At 62.8% G+C, this 16,196-nt stretch carries 13 protein-coding genes; 4 read left to right on the top strand and 9 right to left on the bottom strand.

The genetic code is table 11. The features are described 5' to 3' along the window. Window positions 1–87 precede the first annotated feature (87 nt). Window positions 88–993 carry a glycosyltransferase family 9 protein gene (locus tag FQ755_RS08595; protein ID WP_144153096.1) on the top strand — a complete coding sequence of 302 codons (906 nt, stop codon included), beginning with the start codon at window positions 88–90 and terminating at the stop codon, window positions 991–993. 28 nt (window positions 994–1,021) lie between these two features. Here FQ755_RS08595 and FQ755_RS08590 read toward each other — a convergent pair whose 3' ends face one another. From FQ755_RS08590 to FQ755_RS38540, 7 genes are all read right to left on the bottom strand, one after another. Continuing rightward, the gene (locus FQ755_RS08590) at window positions 1,022–1,285 is read right to left on the bottom strand and encodes a hypothetical protein (RefSeq protein ID WP_313957439.1); all 264 of its coding nucleotides are present in this window, start codon (window positions 1,283–1,285) and stop codon (window positions 1,022–1,024) included. 103 nt (window positions 1,286–1,388) lie between these two features. Next, window positions 1,389–2,945, bottom strand: coding sequence for an FAD-dependent oxidoreductase (locus FQ755_RS08585; RefSeq protein WP_144153094.1), 1,557 nt, complete (start codon window positions 2,943–2,945; stop codon window positions 1,389–1,391). A 141-nt stretch (window positions 2,946–3,086) separates the two neighbouring features. Next, window positions 3,087–3,500, bottom strand: a complete 414-nt coding sequence (locus FQ755_RS08580) for a hypothetical protein (protein ID WP_144153092.1) — start codon at window positions 3,498–3,500, stop codon at window positions 3,087–3,089. Between the two features lie 302 nt (window positions 3,501–3,802). Next, window positions 3,803–3,958 carry a DUF3309 family protein gene (locus FQ755_RS08575; RefSeq protein WP_074296188.1) on the bottom strand — a complete coding sequence of 52 codons (156 nt, stop codon included), beginning with the start codon at window positions 3,956–3,958 and terminating at the stop codon, window positions 3,803–3,805. Window positions 3,959–4,079: 121 nt separating this feature from the next. After that, a complete protein-coding gene (locus FQ755_RS08570; RefSeq protein ID WP_144153090.1) occupies window positions 4,080–5,648 on the bottom strand; it encodes an SH3 domain-containing C40 family peptidase in 1,569 nt (522 codons plus the stop codon). Window positions 5,649–5,804: 156 nt separating this feature from the next. Then, window positions 5,805–7,382 (bottom strand): sensor domain-containing diguanylate cyclase, encoded by a 1,578-nt coding sequence (locus tag FQ755_RS08565; protein ID WP_144153088.1) that lies wholly within the window; start codon window positions 7,380–7,382, stop codon window positions 5,805–5,807. Window positions 7,383–7,384: 2 nt separating this feature from the next. Then, complete coding sequence (locus FQ755_RS38540) at window positions 7,385–9,091, bottom strand: methyl-accepting chemotaxis protein (RefSeq protein ID WP_144153086.1); 1,707 nt, start codon at window positions 9,089–9,091, stop codon at window positions 7,385–7,387. Window positions 9,092–9,462: 371 nt separating this feature from the next. Here FQ755_RS38540 and phaP point away from each other — a divergent pair, with 371 nt between their 5' ends. The 3 genes from phaP (at window position 9,463) to FQ755_RS08545 (ending at window position 12,185) form a co-directional block, all read left to right on the top strand. Beyond that, window positions 9,463–9,882 carry a TIGR01841 family phasin gene (gene phaP / locus FQ755_RS08555; protein WP_144153084.1) on the top strand — a complete coding sequence of 140 codons (420 nt, stop codon included), beginning with the start codon at window positions 9,463–9,465 and terminating at the stop codon, window positions 9,880–9,882. 601 nt (window positions 9,883–10,483) lie between these two features. After that, a complete protein-coding gene (locus FQ755_RS08550; RefSeq protein ID WP_144153226.1) occupies window positions 10,484–10,906 on the top strand; it encodes a DUF2844 domain-containing protein in 423 nt (140 codons plus the stop codon). Between the two features lie 10 nt (window positions 10,907–10,916). Beyond that, window positions 10,917–12,185, top strand: coding sequence for a DUF3443 domain-containing protein (locus tag FQ755_RS08545; protein WP_144153082.1), 1,269 nt, complete (start codon window positions 10,917–10,919; stop codon window positions 12,183–12,185). Window positions 12,186–12,314: 129 nt separating this feature from the next. Here FQ755_RS08545 and FQ755_RS08540 read toward each other — a convergent pair whose 3' ends face one another. Then, window positions 12,315–14,693, bottom strand: a complete 2,379-nt coding sequence (locus tag FQ755_RS08540) for a tetratricopeptide repeat protein (RefSeq protein WP_144153080.1) — start codon at window positions 14,691–14,693, stop codon at window positions 12,315–12,317. 138 nt (window positions 14,694–14,831) lie between these two features. After that, window positions 14,832–16,079 (bottom strand): putative zinc-binding metallopeptidase, encoded by a 1,248-nt coding sequence (locus tag FQ755_RS08535; protein ID WP_144153078.1) that lies wholly within the window; start codon window positions 16,077–16,079, stop codon window positions 14,832–14,834. Window positions 16,080–16,196: the final 117 nt, after the last annotated feature.

Raw genomic sequence — 16,196 nt, 5'->3', positions numbered from 1 at the left:
GATCAGGCGCGGCAGGCGAATCGGACCGATTTGAACTCGAATGATGAGCATGTCATGCGACACGGCGCACGAAGTGCCGCATTTATCATGTCGCCCGCCTTGGGCGACACCCTGAATTTCCTGATCGTTGCTCACCATCTTTCGCTCAACGGCTGGCATGTCGACGTGTTCGGTAACCACGCCCATGCGCTTGCCGGCTGGTTCCCACATCTGCGTATCGCGCCCGCCCTGGCGGCGGACGACGCGCGTGACGTGTTGATGAATTACCGCCATGCCGTCCAGATGCATCAGGACCGGCCGCTTGCACAAGTTGGCGATTGGCATGCGGGTTTTATCAACCTGCATGAAGTGGAGTACGCGAAGAATTCCGACTGCATGGCGAAGCGCTTCGCCGATTTCACCGCGAGGCGTTTCGAGCTTGACGATGCGACGATCTCGAACGGTATGCGTCCGCCTGCGGGATTGCAGTTTCGCAAGCATGCGATGCGTGTGGCGATTCACCCTGAAGCCTCCACGCCTGATAAACGGTGGTTGCCGGAGCGCTTTCTTGAACTGGCGCGCCGTCTGCGAGCCGGCGGCTTTCAGGTGGAGTTCGTGGTCGAGGCGAGCGAGCGTTCGCGTTGGGAAAAGCTGGCCGCGGATCTGCCGCCGCTGCGCTCATTTGCATCCACCGCATTGCTGGCGGAATGGCTCTTTGAATCGGGCTGGTTTATCGGCAACGATTCAGGCGTCGGACATCTCGCGTCATCGCTTGGCGTTCCGACTTTGACCATCTTTCGCCGACGCGGCATTGCAGAGCGGTGGCGCCCCGGCTTCACGCTCGGGGATGTCGTCCTGCCGTCGTGGTGGGTGCCAACCGCCGGTCTGAAGGAGCGCTGGTGGCGCGAAAGCATCAGCGTCACACGCGTTTTAAGCGCATTTCGCGAACTGCGTTCGCGGGCCGACCGCTCACCGGAGCCGATGCACCCGGCGCAGGAAACACAGGGAAAATAAGGACGAGGCTTGAGGCTGGCCGCGCAATTTAACGCCGGGCGCGAGTTGCGGTACGCGCAACGGGCGCAGGGGGTTTTGCTTCCGCTTTGCCCGGCGATGTGACCTCAAGCACGCCTAGCGCCTCTTCGAGCCGGCTGATGCGGACCCGCTGCGGCGGCACAATAGGTTTCTTGCGTAGCGAATCGAGACGATTGCGCCAATAGCTCAGAGGTGGGACGGTGTCGGTCGCCGAAATATGGGCGAACACGTACTCAAGGTGCTGGAGTTCCTGTTCCACGTCGTGATGATTCATTGGTTTTCCGTGGTAGTGGGTTTATTTCGTTCAGGCGGCGATCCTGTATGCCTTGCTCGCGTTATGCCGAGACTGGGGCATTGATGTGCCGCTCCCCGTATCTTCACTTTGCAGTGGCGGCTTCCTGGTCTTTAACCAGACGCAGTGCTTCGGCGGCGGAAAGCCCCGTCTGCATCGATTCGATCAGGCGCGCTGTTGCGGCTGCGCGCTCGCACGCGAGAGCAGCGACCACCACGTTCGCTTTCACATAAAGCGCGAGGAAGCGATGTTGTTCGAGATCGCCGTCGATCACGACCTCGTCCCACCCGCTGGCGTAGCCAAGGTATTCGAAAGTCTTGCCGTAGTGATAAGTCCAGAAATACGGCACACCCGCATAACGGTTGCGTGCGCCGCACATGTTTTGTGCCGCGATAAACGCGTGCTGCTGCGCGAGCCGCCAATGCTCGATTCGCACAGGCTCCTGATCTTCGTACAACGGAAACGCCGCGATATCGCCCGCGGCGTAGAGTCCAGGCGCCGCCTGCATGCCGGCATTGACGAGCACGCCGCCGTCTTTCTGCAAAGGCAGTCCATCGATAAAGCCGGTGACCGGCGAGACACCTGTCGCGAGCAGAACGACATCCGCAGCGATACGTGTGCCGCTTTTGAGCACGGCTTCACGCACGTGCGTGAAGCCGGCCAACTCGGCGAGCTGCTCACCGAGTCTGAAGGTGACGCCGTGGCTTTCGTGCAGTTGCTGAAACAGGGCGCCCATACGCGCGCCGAACTGATGTTCGAAAGGCACATGGGCCGGAGCGACGACGGTGACCGCGACGCCGCGCTCGCGCAACGCCGAGGCGGCTTCCAGCCCGATGAAACTGCTGCCGACGATGACCACCCGCTTCGCGGCTTCCAATCCGTCGCAGAGGTCAGTCGCATCATGCAGGGTGCGCAGCGCGTAGACGCCTTCGAGATCGCGTCCCTGCACGGGTGGGAAATGAGGCTTGCTGCCGGGCGCCAGCAACGCGGTGTCGTAGGTGAGCGTGCGCCCGTCGTCGAAATAAATCTGGCGTTGGGGGACATCGAGCTTCACGATTGTGCCGGTGACGCGTTCGACATGCTGTTCCTCTAACCATCCCTCAGGTAATAACGGCGGCACGTCGGCGGTCTTCATCGCGCCGGAGGGAACAAATTTGCTCAGCGCGGTTCGGTCGTAAGGCGCCTGGGATTCCTCTCCGATCAGCGTCAGGTGTCCGGTAAAGCCGTTCGCGCGCAAGGCAGCGCAGGCGGCGGCACCTGCCGCGCCTGCGCCGATCACGACAAAATTCGCCGCATCGGTCGCTGCCGCAGTGCCGGGCCGGTCAATTTTTTGCGGCGTCACCATCACCTCGCCGTCTTGCACGGAGACGGGATAACGATCGAGGCTGATCAGCGCGGGCGGTTCGAGGACGTCGCCGGTCGCGACGTCGAAAGTACCTTTGTGCCATGGGCAAATAATATGGCCGTTGCAAAGCGCACCTTCTTCTAACGGGCCGCCCGCGTGCGGGCAATCCGCGCTATACGCGTGTACCGTTTCGCCGTTGCGGATCAGCAGGATTTTCTCGCCATCCACCTCAACACGTGTCGCATGATCCTCGGGTAATTGCGTCAACGGGATGACGCGCCGGGCGACTGCAGACATGGTGAGCTCCTTGGGTGGGATAGCGTGTGGGAAGCGTGTGGAAATAACAGCCTGGTCAATCTTCCAATGCGACTCATCAGCAACGGATAGAGCGGCAGCGCTCGCGCCGCCGCTCATTCGCCGCTTATGTTTGCGGACACGTTACTGTCCGTTCTGCGTCGTGCCGTTCGGCGACATCTGGTTCATGTTGCTGTTTGCCGGGCTGGTGGCCGAGTTAGGTGTCGAACCCGTACCCGTACCCGTACCCATGCCGCCGCCGGTGGCTGTGGTGCCCGGCGAGCCGTAGCCGCTCGTGTCGCCCGGGCGGTTCATGCCGCCTACGCCGCCGACGCCAGGTGAAACGGTGCCGCCCGCACCGCCCGCATTGCCGCTACCGGCGCCGATGCCCGAGCTTCCGGAGCCACCCGAGCCGGCGCCGCCAGCGCCTGCACCCGCGCCGCCGCTACCCGCGCCGCCACCGCCGCCGCCACCGCCAGCCGCCTGAGCGTAGACACCTGCACCGGACAGCGCAACGACGAGCGCGGAAGTCAGGATTTTCTTCGTAGTGCTGTTCATTTTCGGATCCTCCAGAAGTAAGTTCAATTGATGCAAACGGAAGTCCGTCTGCTCACTTCGAATGGCCGCAAGCAGCGTGCCGCGTCCGAATGATCCGGTAAGCGGGTGTGCAGATGCGTTGTCCGCAGGCGAACGGTGGAAGCGATGGGGGGCGTGGCGACGCCAGCCGCGGCTTAAAGCCACGTGGCGAGACTTGAGAGAATACGGATGGGAGGCAAAGGAAGAAGGGGACCGCCAGTTTTACAATCGATGCGGTCAAACCGGCGGTCCGCGTACTGCGAGCTTTAAGACGACCGTTCAGGTCATATCTGCCCCATGACGACCAGGACGATCACCACGATGACAACAATACCGATTGTGCCGGTCGGCGCGTAGCCCCACGAGCGGCTGTGCGGCCAGGCAGGAAATGCGCCGACCAGTAGCAGGATCAAGACGATTAGAAGAATGGTTCCCAACATAACGCCTCCGATGATGTGTGATGGATAGTCACAGGGGCAGAGCCCCTCGCTTGGAGACGTATGCTGCAATTCGCATGCCTGCTATGTCGCACGCCGGGAACACTGGGCCTTGGGCCGGTGGTCACCCGGCAGGATTGTCGTCATCAGGTTGAGTGGGCGAGCCGTCGGCCGGTGCGCCGATGATGCTGATCTGGAAAATCGGCGTCCCGCCAAGCGATTGCAAAGCCGGATCTTCGGGGATATGCGCGAGCAGCGGAAAAATCACCGACCCGCCAATTACGGCGCGCCGGCTGTTATCCGCTGGACGCAAACCCCACACGTCCTGATAGACGAGGGGCACCACTTGATGATCGCGCGTGGTGTTGCCCAGATACAGCATGACGTGACCGCCGATATAGATCAGCGTGCGCATCGGCGCACCGTGCTTCGTGAGGTAATCGATCCGTTGCTCCGGCGTCGCGGCGGACAGATCGGTCATGCGCCCGGCGCTCATCTGCGTGGACGAATGGCGCGGCAGCCATACGCCGAACGCCGCGAAGATGCTCTGCGTTTCGGACGAACAGTCGTTGTAGAAGCCGGTGTTGCCCCAGCCGTATGGACGTCCAATCAAGGCCTTGAGCAGCATGGCCAGATGACGCGGCGTGGCGGCGAGCGGCAGGCTCGCGATCTGCGTGTCGCCGAGTTGCGCGATGCGCGCCACCGCATGGCCGTTTTCGTCGCGGGCAGGGACCATCACGATGCGCTGGGCCGCGTTATCGCCGGGCGCGACCGGCAGTAAGGTGCCGGCGGGCGCATCGAAACGGAAGGTGCCCTGGCTGTCGCGCACGGGTGCAGAGGCCACGATGACGGATGCGAGTCCATTGCGCGCCGCACTGCGCCAGATGTCGACGAACGCGGGGCTCACCATGGCGACCTTGTCGCTGCGCACCCAGCCCTGGACGTCAGGGGTCTGCACGTAGTCCCAGCCGCCGTCGGCGCTGCTGCCGAGCACATAGAACGGCGTGCCGGGACGCGCGGCCGAAACCGCCAGGTTGTCGAACGGGTAGCCTTCGCCGGCGAGGCGCCGGTCGTAGAACGACGGGTCTAGGGTGGGCAGTTCGCGCACCAGCACGTTGTCCGTGGCGATGGCGCGCTGCGCGGCGGAATAAGCGGGGTTGCGCTCGAACTGGCCGATGTCCATGTTCTGCGCAATCGCATCGATCCACGCCTGCGTATGAGGGCGGAAATTCTGGCCGTAGCCGATTTCATCAGCGCCCTTGCCGCTGTTATCGAACTCGGCGAGCCGACGCCGTTGCAGGGCGGCGATATCGGCGCCGCCATTGCGGTACACGCGCGTCCCGACATAGGCAGGATTCCATGGCGACGCGTCATTTGCGCCCGCGCCGAAATAACGCGCACGTAGCGCCTCAAAATGCGTGTGCTGTTCTTCCGCGCTCAGAAACGGCTGGTCGTAAGTGGCGCTGGCCGGGTCGATCCAGTGATCGACGTTCTGGTCGTAAGCGTCCATTGGAAAGAGGCTGACCGGATCGATGCGCGACTGCTGGTTAGCGGAAGAGGGAAGTGAAGCGGACGGCGCCGTGGCGCATGCCGCAAGTGCAACACACAGGGCGAGGCCGGAAAGACGCGGTAAGGCGTGGCGGCGCAAAACAGAGAGGGCGGCTTCGATACGGAGTGACGCGGCAAACGGCATGGTGCTCGACGGTGGGTGGCCAAGGTGCAGATGATACGACGCTCCGGGCGCCACAGGACAAATCTCGCCTGATGCGCGGGGCGCCGTCACGTCATTGCTGCGGTTATGCCTGCGGCGTAGCGCCATAACGCAGGCGCAAACCCATACGGCAATCAATCACACTTCAGCGAGCGCGACAGCCGGCTCCGCCGCCACCACCCGATTGCGTCCAGCAGCCTTCGCTGCATACAGCGCAGAATCGATGCGACGCATGAAGGCTTCCAGCGAGAGATCGCCGGCCAGCGTCGCGGCGCCGCAGCCGATGCTTACCGTCATGGCCGGAATGCGTCGCACGCCCTCGGCACTGTGGCACACCTCGATTTCGCGGCGAATCGCCTCCGCCACGTTGAGCGCGCCGCGCTCGCCCGTTTCGGGCAGCACCGCCACGAACTCTTCGCCGCCGTAACGGGCGACCGAGTCGCCAGGCCGCTTCAGATGCCGTGCAAGACCGGCGGCGATACGCTTGAGCGCTTCATCGCCAACCGCATGACCATATGCGTCGTTGTACTTCTTGAAGTGATCGACGTCGATGAACAGAATCGACACCTCGCGTCCCGTGCGTTGCATACGTTGCCATTCGGTGAGCAGCACCTTGTCGAGTGTGCGCCGGTTGTTGAGTCCCGTCAGCGAATCCGTTTGCGCCATATGTTCGAGACGCGACTGCATGGCCGCGCGGTCGCGCAGCGCGAAGGCCAGCAGCCAGATCACCACGATGAACGTCGCGCTCACGAACAATGCCGAGGCGCCGACGATGATGGAGCGCCGTTTCCACTCGACGAGGATGTCTTTTTCGGCGGGCGCAACGGCGGCGATCAGCGCCGTGCCGGGAATGCGCGCAAACGTGTAGATGCGCGTGATGCCATCGAAAGGCGAGACGGCCTCATACGAACCGCGTTGGCTTTGCAGCATGCGCCGCATGATGGCCGAGCGAAATACGACGAACTGCGTCGAATTCCTGAGCGCGGGGGTGCGTGCGACCATCGTCCCATCATTGCGAATGATGAAGGCGGCGCCGCTTGTCCCGACATCGAGCCGGTCGAGTAGTTGCTGAAAATAGCCGATATCGATGGCGATCACCGCAATACCGCCGAACGAGCCGTCCGCTTTCTCGACCCGGCGGCTCAGTGCGATCGACGCGGCGTGGTTTCGCAGCCGCGAATGGTAAGGCCTGGAAATGAAGAGCCCGGCGTCGCGGTTCTGCGCATGCACATAGAAATAGTCGCGGTCTGCGAGATTGGCGGTGGGCGGCTTGCCCGCGCCGTATTCGATGACGTTGCCGTTCTCGTCGAGCGCGGATACGGCGCTGATATAGCGCGCCGAGGCCGCGCGCTCGAACAGCACCTTATGCCGGATCTCCGGGGCGAGCTTCATGATGGCCGGGTCGCGCAGGCCGGCCGTGACCGCCTGTAACGAAACGTCCGCCAGTTCGAAATTGTGCTGGACGTCGTTGCTCAGAATGGAGATGACGTTGCGCGAAGTGTCGCACGCGTGATCGATCGTGTCCTGACGGCCGGCCGCGAGCGTCACGAACGTGAGGCCTACCGCGCCGAGCGACAGCAAGGTGCCGAGCGCGCCCACCGCGAGGGGATGGCGTCCCGCCAGCACGGCAATGCGGCCGATATACACCGCGAGCCGCGCGCGCAAACGTTGCAAGCCCTGCGCAGGTGCCGCCAGGGCGAGGTCACTCGTGCCCATGTTTAGAACGTTTCCCAGCTTTCGGAACCGGCCTCAACTGCTGCTACTGCCGCTGGCCTGGCAGCCGCGGCAGCCGCCGGGCGCTTCAACGTGGGACGCAGCAGCGGCGCGCTTGCCTTGCGTGGGGCCGCGACGGAACGTGGCGCCGTCGGCAACACCTTGCTCTCGGTCACCTTGAAAACGGAGACCGCGCGCTTTTGCTGCGCGGCCTGCTGTTCGAGCGATTGCGCCGCAGCCGATGCCTCTTCGACGAGCGCCGCATTCTGCTGCGTCACCTCGTCCATCTGGCCCACCGCCTGATTCACCTGCTCGATGCCGCGGCTTTGCTCATCCGAAGCAGCGGAGATTTCCGCATTGATATCGGCCACGCGCTTGATAGCTTGTTGCACTTCCGCCATTGTGCGGCCCACTTCCTCAGCTTGCGACGAACCGTCGTGAATCGTCGCAACCGAACTCTGGATCAGGTCCTTGATTTCCTTCGCAGCGCTCGACGAACGCTGCGCGAGGCTGCGTACTTCGCCTGCGACCACCGCGAAACCACGCCCCTGTTCACCGGCGCGAGCCGCTTCGACGGCCGCGTTCAGCGCGAGGATATTGGTCTGGAAAGCAATGCCCTCGATCAGCGTGGTGATGTCGGCAATCTTCGCCGAGCTGGCGGTGATGTCGCCCATCGTCACCAGCATGCGTTCCACCACGGCATTGCCTTTGTCGGCCACGCTCGATGCGTTGCCGGCGAGCGTCGTGGCCTGACGCGCGTTTTCGGAGTTCTGTTTGACGGTGGCCGTGAGCTGTTCCATGCTGGCCGCCGTTTCTTCCAGCGAGGCCGCCTGCTCTTCAGTACGCGAGGAAAGGTCCATGTTGCCGGCCGCGATCTCGCTGGACGCGACCATGATCGATTCGCTCGACGTTTTGATGCCGCGGACAATACCGGCAAGCTGCGTGTCCATCTGCTTCAATGCGCCGAGCAGATCGCCGAATTCGTCTTTCGAGTGGATCACGAGTTCATTTTCGAGCTGCCCTTCGGCGATGCGTTGCGCGACCTGCACCGCGGAGCCGAGCGGGTTGATGATCGCCCTCATCAGATACACCGATGCGGCGATGGCGACGATCAGGCCCAGCACCATCGCACCAATCGCGATCCACAACAGCGAGTGGAACGTGTCCACGCCCTCGTCGGCGAGCCGCTTGACCTGGGTGGCGTTGATGTCGATGTCCTGGTCGATGCTGTCGGACATGGCGTTGCCCACCTGGCGCAGTTTTTCGATGATCGGAGCCGCGGCGTCCGGCGTGCCGTTGTCGATGGCGGCCAGTGCGGTTTCGGTCAGCGTCCTGGCGTCGGCATACTGCGCCGAAATCTGGTCCGCGAGTTTGCGCTCGTCTTCCGCGGAGACTTTGCCGGGATAATAGTCGGCCCATGCGGTGTTAAGTTTCTTCTGCAGTTCGCGGATATGGTCCGTGGTCTGTTTGATTTCGTCCGCATCATGAATCGTTTGCAAACGCATCAGGTTGAGGCGGATCTTCAGCGCATCCGACTGCGTTGCCGCGAGGTCTTCAACCGGCACCGTGCTGTCGGCGTACATCGAATTCATATCCGAGCTTAGGGTTGCGAGCCCACGAACGCCCAACAATCCAATTGCCATCATCAAGACGATGCACGCGCCGAGCGCGAGAATGATCTTGAACTTGATTGTGTTCGTCAGCTTGTTCATGCGATACCTGTAACTCGTGGGGGAAACCCTCTCTGCGGCGGGCAGGATGCGCGAGGTGTTTCGTCTGACTAAAAACCTCATGCAGCGCAGGGGATATAGCCATGTAAACGACCCGCGCAGCGAGTTCTGAAGGTATGCAGAGTAGATTTGCCCGATCCTGCCGTGTCACCCAAGGCTTTATTTCATTGGCATTACGGCGATGTGGGGCAAGCGTAAAGCGTGCAACACAAATGAAAGCAGCCGGTTCGTCCATGAGTTCTGTCCCTTGGCTGGCGCAACACGGGGAGAAGGCGCATGATTGAGCCGCGTACCAGCCGGCCCTGCAATGGTGCGCCGACCGGCATACGACCATCTGTCCAGGAGGAATTAGCATGGAACGACCTGACGCCGCCAATCCGTTTGGCGAATTCACCAAAATGCTGGAGCAATTCAAGCTGCCCGGCTTCGATGTGCCCGCCATCATGGAAGCGCGACGCAAGGACGTCGAGGCATTGGTAACGGCGAATCAGGCGGCACTGCTGGGCATGCAGTCGCTCGCGCAGAAGCAGGCCGAGATGCTGCGCTCCACGTTGGGCGAACTGCAGTCGGTGGCCGCACAAATCTCCGCTTCCGGCGGCGCGCCCACGCAAACGGCCGAGCTGGTTCAGCAGACTTTGCACAAGGCTTTGGCCGATATGCAGCAACTCGCCCAGGCGGCGCACCAGTCGCAAGCGGAGTCGTATGCGGTGATCGCAAAACGCGTTGAAGAGAACGTGCAGGAACTGAAGACCTTGCTGCAACCGAAGCAGTAACAGTTTTGTCGCGACCAGCGCCCGCGCCAATACAGCGCGCCGAGGTTGGAACAGGATGCCGGAGCTGACGAGTCATCGTCGACGCCGGCATTTTTCGTTGCAGCCCGCAGACGCCGATTCTTTTCTTCATACAAAACTAAAAAAGTTCGCAGAACGAAAAGTATGGAGCGTGGGTTTTTGAGGCGTTTTGCAGTGGGTGCTTAACAAGGCGTGACATCTTTTCTTTCCGATCGGTATTTTTTCTGCGGCCCTTATTTTTTTCCATGCTGTTCGCTTAAAACACTGGAAAACCCGTAAACGGCCGTGGATGCGCCGTCAGTGAAGGAGGTCACATTCCCCCGTCAAACAGTCCGGCGCTCAGTGCCGCTTCATACGTCCGGCCAAACGATTGCGAGCGAGCTTTTCCTTCGCTAAAGTTTCGCGCTGCCACTCCGTAGACGCATTCACGCAGCTTCTCCAGGCGTGATTGCAACACCCGGTTTTCTGCCGGTCGAGGAGTGCGCCCCTAATTGTCGTTCGCGATCGCTATGGGGACCGCGAACGTTTTCAGCTCGAAGGAATTCACTTGAAAACCACGCTTCATCAAAGCATTGCTTGCGCAATGCTAGGGGCAACCTGTGTGCTTTCCTTACCCGCACAGGCCACGCTCGGCCAGAACGTCGGCACCGTTAGCAACGATCAGGTGCTCATGCACGCCACTGCGCACAGCGCAACTTCGCAAGCTGCGTACACGGTTCATCTTTTAACGCTGCCTTCCGGCACTGTCGTGCGCGAATATGTTGCGCCGGGCGGCACGGTGTTCGGCGTCGCGTGGCAAGGTCCGACGCTGCCTGATCTGAAGGCCACGCTCGGCGCCGCTTTCGATCAGTACGTGTCGGCTACGGCCACCCGCCGTGGCACACCGCTCGCCGTCTCCACCAGCGACCTGGTGGTGTTCTCGGGCGGCCATCTGCGTGCGTTCGCGGGTCATGCGTATCTGCCGCAGGCCGTGCCGGCCGGCGTCGATGTCAACGTCATTCAATAACGGAGCGATCATGCGTCACTCACAATCGCTCCTGAGGCTATGGATTGCCGCGATTTTTGCCTTGCTGCTCGCTGCATGCGGCGGCGGTGGAGGGGGCGGCAGCAGCTCGAGCCCAAGCACGTCGAACGCGTCCGCGCCCACGCAGTCGGTGACCAATACCTCGTCGAGCACGCAGGTGCTGGCGGCTAATGCCGTCGCGGTGACGGTCGACTCGGGTATCTCCGGCGTGCCGAACATGCCTTTTGTCAGCGTCACCATCTGTACGCCTGGGACGGCGCAATGTCAGACCATCGATCACGTGCTCGTCGATACCGGCTCATGGGGACTGCGCGTGTTCGCCTCGCAACTGCCGTCGTCGGTCGCGCTGCCGCAGCAGCAGGACGCGTCGGGCAATCTGCTGGCTGAATGCATGCAGTTCTTCGACGGCTATACGTGGGGTTCGGTGCGTCTCGCGGATGTGCAGATCGGCAGCGAAAAGGCCGCCTCATTACCGATTCAGGTGATCGATCCAAATTACAGCGCGGTGCCTGCGAATTGCAGCAGCGTCGGTGCGGCGCGCAATACGCCCACGTCGCTGGCGGCTAACGGCATTCTCGGCATTGGCGTGTTCAAGCACGATTGCGGCGCGAACTGCGTAGGTCAGGCCGTGCCGGCAACCTATTACGGATGCGCGGGTACCGCCTGCACGTCGATTGCCGTCGCGGAAGATCTGCAGGTGGCCAATCCGATTCCCTACTTTCCGGTCGACAACAACGGCTCCATTCTGATGTTGCCGGCGGTGGGCTCGAATAGCGAAGTCGCGTTGACCGGGCAACTGGTGTTCGGCATCGGCACGCAGAGCAACAACGCCATCGGCAATGCGCAGGTGATCGCGGTGAGTCCATCGAACGGCACGTTCTCCACCGTGCAGAACGGCACGACGTACACGAACAGCATCATGGATAGCGGCTCAACGGGTCTTTTCTTCGAAACCGCAGCGCTACCCACGTGTTCGAGTCCGAACAATTCGTACTACTGCCCGGTTTCGACGGAGCAACTGAGCGCGTTGATAGAAGGCGTGAATGGCACCACCAGTTCGGTGTCCTTCGATGTGGGCAACGCCACGGCGCTCTCGCAGGCGTCCGGCAGCGACGCGGTGATGCCGCTGCTTGCCGGTCCTGCCTTTGTAACGTCGGCGATCTTCGACTGGGGTTTGCCGTTCTTCTACGGCCGCAATGTGTATGCTGCGGTCGAGCAACAGGCGACGCCAGGCGGCACCGGGCCTTATATCGCGTATTGATGCGCGTACCGAGCGAATGCAGTAGCGTCGCTGAAATTGCAGTAGCCAGAACGGCTCCCACGTGGTGTGCGGGGCCGTTTCTGCGTTTTTAAGCGAGACGCGCGAGCCAGACTGCAATCCTCGCGGGCTTCACTGCGCGCACCACGCCTGCCACATCTGCCGGTAAGCCGTTTCGACATGGCGGGCGAAGCGCGCGCCGTCCATCAACGGCGATTGCTCCATGCGCGGCCGCAGGTGTTGCCGCAAGTCCGCGAGACGGGGGCGGTCTTTGGCGAGCTCGACCGCGGTGCGCACGAATTCGTCATCGGAATTCGCAGCCAGTTCGTCCAGACCGAGATTGGCGAGTTGAGTGAGCCCGCCGCGTCCCACCGCAGTCGCGCCGACGCGCGTCACGACCGGCACGCCCATCCATAGCGAGTCGAGGCTCGTCGTGTGGCCGTTGTATGGAAAGGTATCAAGTCCGAGATCGATCTGATGATACGTGCGCAGATAATCGGCACGCGGCTGAAATGGCACGAAACTGACCCGCTGCATGTCGATGCCCTGGGCTTCCACGCGGCGCGCGAGATTCTGGTGGGCGTTGCCGGCCGGCGCCATCAGTAGCAGACGCGCTTGCGTGACCTCGCGCAGCACGGCGCTCCACATGGCCAATGTACGGTCGGTCAGCTTGCAGGGATTGTTCAGGCATCCGAACGTAAATGTTTCGGACGTCAGCGCCGGCAGCGCGTTCACCGCAGGCTCATCCGTCAACGGGTCGTAACACCAGAACGAATCGGGTAGACGCACCGAGCGTTCGGTGTAGTGGCTGTCGCTCGTGCCTGGTGTCCCGGCAGCGTTGAGCGGATCGAGATGCGGATCGGTCAGACGGTAATCGATCGCCTCGATGCCGGTGGTGCCCGGATAAGCCAGCCACGCCACCTGCACCGGCGCGGGTTTGCGCGCAAACAGCAGGGGTCGGCCATCGGCCATATGCATGGCCAGATCAATGAGGATATCGATGCCGTCCGCGCGAATCTGTTGCGCGAGGTGCTCGTCGTCGAGTTCGCGGACATCGCGCCAGACGTTGGCATAACCGGCCAGCCGGCGAGTCAGATCGTCAGGGCGTTCGACGCTCGCATAGCAGAAAATTTCGAACTGCTCATGATTGTGGTGCGAAAAGAACGGCACTGTAAAAAGCGATTGGCAGTGATCGCGGAAGTCCGCGGCCACGTAGCCGATCCGCAGCCGTCGCGTGGGCGTGCGGTCGTTCGTATGCGGCAGGCGTCGCTCTCGCAGCGGCGTTTCGTGTTGCGCGGACCAGCGCCGGCATTCCTCGAGCACGGCCGCGCCGTCTTCGGCCTGGAACGTCAGCGCATACGCGAGGTTGCTGTGCGCGACCACGTTATCCGGATCCGATTCGATGGCGCGGCGATAGTGGGCGATGCCTTCATCGAGCGCGCCGCAGTCTTTCAGCACGTTGCCGAGATTGTTATGCGAGGCCGAGTGCCGTGGATCGACTGCGAGCGCGGCCTCGAATAGCGCTTCCGCGTCAGTCGTGCGGCGCAGCGTGCGCATCAGGTTGCCCGCGTTGTTATACGCGGCCACAAAGCCGGGACGCGCGCGAATCGCAGCATCGAACGCGTCCGCCGCAGCTTTGTATTCGCCCAGCTCCTTGCTGACGTTGCCGAGATTGTTGTGCGCGTCGGCATGCAGCGGATCGAGCGTGACGGCGTGGCGGTATTGCGCCTGGGCTTCGCGGCGGCGGCCAAGCGCATGCAGCGCGTTGCCGAGGTTGTACGCGGCTTCCGGGAAACGTGGTTCGAGTTCGAGCGTGCGCGTGAGCAGCAGCACGGCGTCGTCGAACTGGCGGTTCGCGCAGCACGCCACGCCGAGGTTGAGCAGGCAGGTGGGCGAATCCGGCGCGCTTTGCAGCGCCGTGGCGAGCAGTTCGATCGCGGCATCGAGCTGGCCGTTCTCCTGCAGTAGCGTGCCGAGATTCGTCAGCGCGTTCGAGTGATTGGGCTGCACCGCGAGCGCGCGACGGTACGCGTCCTGCGCGCGCTCGGACTCGCCGAGCTGACGCTGGCAATTGCCGAGGTTATTCAGCGCGTCGACCTGGGATGGATCGAGCGCGGCGGCCGATTCATACGCCGCGGCCGCGCCGCGCAGATCGCCATTCGACTGCAACGCGCCGGCCAGCGCGAACCACAGGTCGGCGGAGGTGGCGTCGAAGGCGAGCAGGGCGCGGTAGGTGTCGATGGCCCCGGCGAGGCGGCCCGCTGCGTAGAGCACCTGGCCGCGCGCGAACCGGTAGCGGGTTTCGCGCGGCGCCAGTCCGATGGCGCGGTCGAGCCAGCCGAGCGCTTCGTCATATGTGGCGCATTGCAGTCCCAGTACGCCCAGGCGAAACATGACGTCGGCGTTGGCCGGCTCGTCGGCGAGAACCGTCTCATAGAGCTGGTGGGCGGCGGCGAGGTCGCCGGCGAGATGATGTTGTTTGGCCAACGCCAGGCACTGGTCGGTCCGCATCGAGCTTCTGCCTTGATCCGAAAGGGTCGCGGAGGATGCGGATTGAGCCGGGCGCACAGGCGGGGGCAGCGGCTGTCCGCGCGAACGAGCAGAATAGCCGCCGCTTCACTACCAATGTTTACCAGCCGTAACAATAAATTACGAGGCGGAAACCGGATCGGCGCTGGGCGATGCGGGCGGCGGTGCAGGTGGCGAGGCGGGCTGTACGGCCTGCGCCGGCACTTCGGGCAGCTCCGGCTGATCGGGCTGGCCGGGCTGTTGCTCAGGCGCAATCTGCGACTGATCCGCCTCGTCGGCGGGAGCGGGCGCAGGCGCGGCTACCCGGGCTGGCGCCGGCTGTCCGGCAATGACCTTGTGCACCAGCCGCAGCTTTTCGACCACCGGCGGCGCAAGCGTGAACGGATAGCCGTCCGGCATGCCCAGACTGCGGTTCAGGCTGTTGAGCGCGTAGGTCAGCGGAAACCAGCGCTTCATCAGGTTATCGAAGCTGGCGTCTTCGACCGGCGTCTGGTCGGTCAGCGTCGGGTCGGCTGGATCGCTCGGCATCAGGGCCACGCCGTATGAAGTGGCGGTGTCCAGCACGTCGACGATCAGCAGGTAGTGCGCCCACGTCTCCGCCCAGTCCTCCCACGGATGCATCGTCGCGTAGGCGCTGATGTACGACTCGGGCCAACTGGCCGGCGCGCCGTCGCGATAGTAGGCTTCGAGTGCTTCGCCGTAGTCGACGCTTTCGTCGCCGAACAGCGCGCGAAACGGCTCCAGCCAGGGTGTGCCGGCCACCATGCGATCGAAATAATAGTGGCCCGTTTCATGGCGGAAATGCCCGAGCAGCGTGCGATACGGCTCGTGCATGGCGGTGCGGGTGCGTTCGCGGTAGGCGTCGTCGGCTTCCGCGATGTTCAGCGTGATCAGGCCGTGATCGTGGCCGGTCAGCACCTGCGTGCCGTCGCCGATATTCTCGAGAAACTCGAATTCGAGGCCGTCCTGCGGATGGTCGCGGCGCGATTCCACTTTCACGCCTAGCGTTGCGAGCGTGTAGAGCAGGCGCCGCTTGGCGACTTCGAGCCGATACCAGTAGAGCCGGTTATCCGGCGGCGTGAGATTCGGAATGGTGCGCGTCAGCAGGCAGGACGGGCACAGCGTGTCGGGCTGATCGACGGGGATCATCCAGTTGCAGACATGTTCAAGCGCGTAATTGCCGCACTGCCGGTAGAGCGTGCCGGCGGCCTGCGGATGCAGGCTGCGCCAGCGGCCCTCGCCGGCGTCCTCGAAGGCGCTGAGTTCGCCCAGTTCCGGCACGAAGCCGAGCAAGGCTTCGCAGCGCTCGCACTGGACGTTTTCGTAGAACACGAGGTGCTCGCAGCGGTTGCAATGAAAGGTTTTCATGGAGATCGGATTGGATGGCTGACGGGCGGTGTTGCGCCATGCACGCCGCAATCTTCATGCCGCATTTGCCAGACGTCACTGCTTTAACGCACATTACGTGCATGATGGGGCATGTGA

Source organism: Paraburkholderia sp. BCC1885 (assembly GCF_900996235.1).
Classification (GTDB): domain Bacteria; phylum Pseudomonadota; class Gammaproteobacteria; order Burkholderiales; family Burkholderiaceae; genus Paraburkholderia.
Note: the sequence above shows the minus strand (reverse complement) of the source record. Positions and strands in the feature narration are given on the sequence as shown.

What these genes read in the sequence shown, in the direction of transcription:
- FQ755_RS38540 (WP_144153086.1), bottom strand. Translation starts at nt 9,091, where the DNA reads ATGAACAAGCTGACGAACACAATCAAGTTCAAGATCATTCTCGCGCTC.
- FQ755_RS08570 (WP_144153090.1), bottom strand. Translation starts at nt 5,648, where the DNA reads ATGCCGTTTGCCGCGTCACTCCGTATCGAAGCCGCCCTCTCTGTTTTG.
- FQ755_RS08565 (WP_144153088.1), bottom strand. Translation starts at nt 7,382, where the DNA reads ATGGGCACGAGTGACCTCGCCCTGGCGGCACCTGCGCAGGGCTTGCAA.
- FQ755_RS08550 (WP_144153226.1), top strand. Translation starts at nt 10,484, where the DNA reads ATGCTAGGGGCAACCTGTGTGCTTTCCTTACCCGCACAGGCCACGCTC.
- FQ755_RS08545 (WP_144153082.1), top strand. Translation starts at nt 10,917, where the DNA reads ATGCGTCACTCACAATCGCTCCTGAGGCTATGGATTGCCGCGATTTTT.
- FQ755_RS08595 (WP_144153096.1), top strand. Translation starts at nt 88, where the DNA reads ATGTCGCCCGCCTTGGGCGACACCCTGAATTTCCTGATCGTTGCTCAC.
- FQ755_RS08575 (WP_074296188.1), bottom strand. Translation starts at nt 3,958, where the DNA reads ATGTTGGGAACCATTCTTCTAATCGTCTTGATCCTGCTACTGGTCGGC.
- FQ755_RS08535 (WP_144153078.1), bottom strand. Translation starts at nt 16,079, where the DNA reads ATGAAAACCTTTCATTGCAACCGCTGCGAGCACCTCGTGTTCTACGAA.
- FQ755_RS08585 (WP_144153094.1), bottom strand. Translation starts at nt 2,945, where the DNA reads ATGTCTGCAGTCGCCCGGCGCGTCATCCCGTTGACGCAATTACCCGAG.
- FQ755_RS08580 (WP_144153092.1), bottom strand. Translation starts at nt 3,500, where the DNA reads ATGAACAGCACTACGAAGAAAATCCTGACTTCCGCGCTCGTCGTTGCG.
- FQ755_RS08540 (WP_144153080.1), bottom strand. Translation starts at nt 14,693, where the DNA reads ATGCGGACCGACCAGTGCCTGGCGTTGGCCAAACAACATCATCTCGCC.
- FQ755_RS08590 (WP_313957439.1), bottom strand. Translation starts at nt 1,285, where the DNA reads ATGAATCATCACGACGTGGAACAGGAACTCCAGCACCTTGAGTACGTG.
- phaP (WP_144153084.1), top strand. Translation starts at nt 9,463, where the DNA reads ATGGAACGACCTGACGCCGCCAATCCGTTTGGCGAATTCACCAAAATG.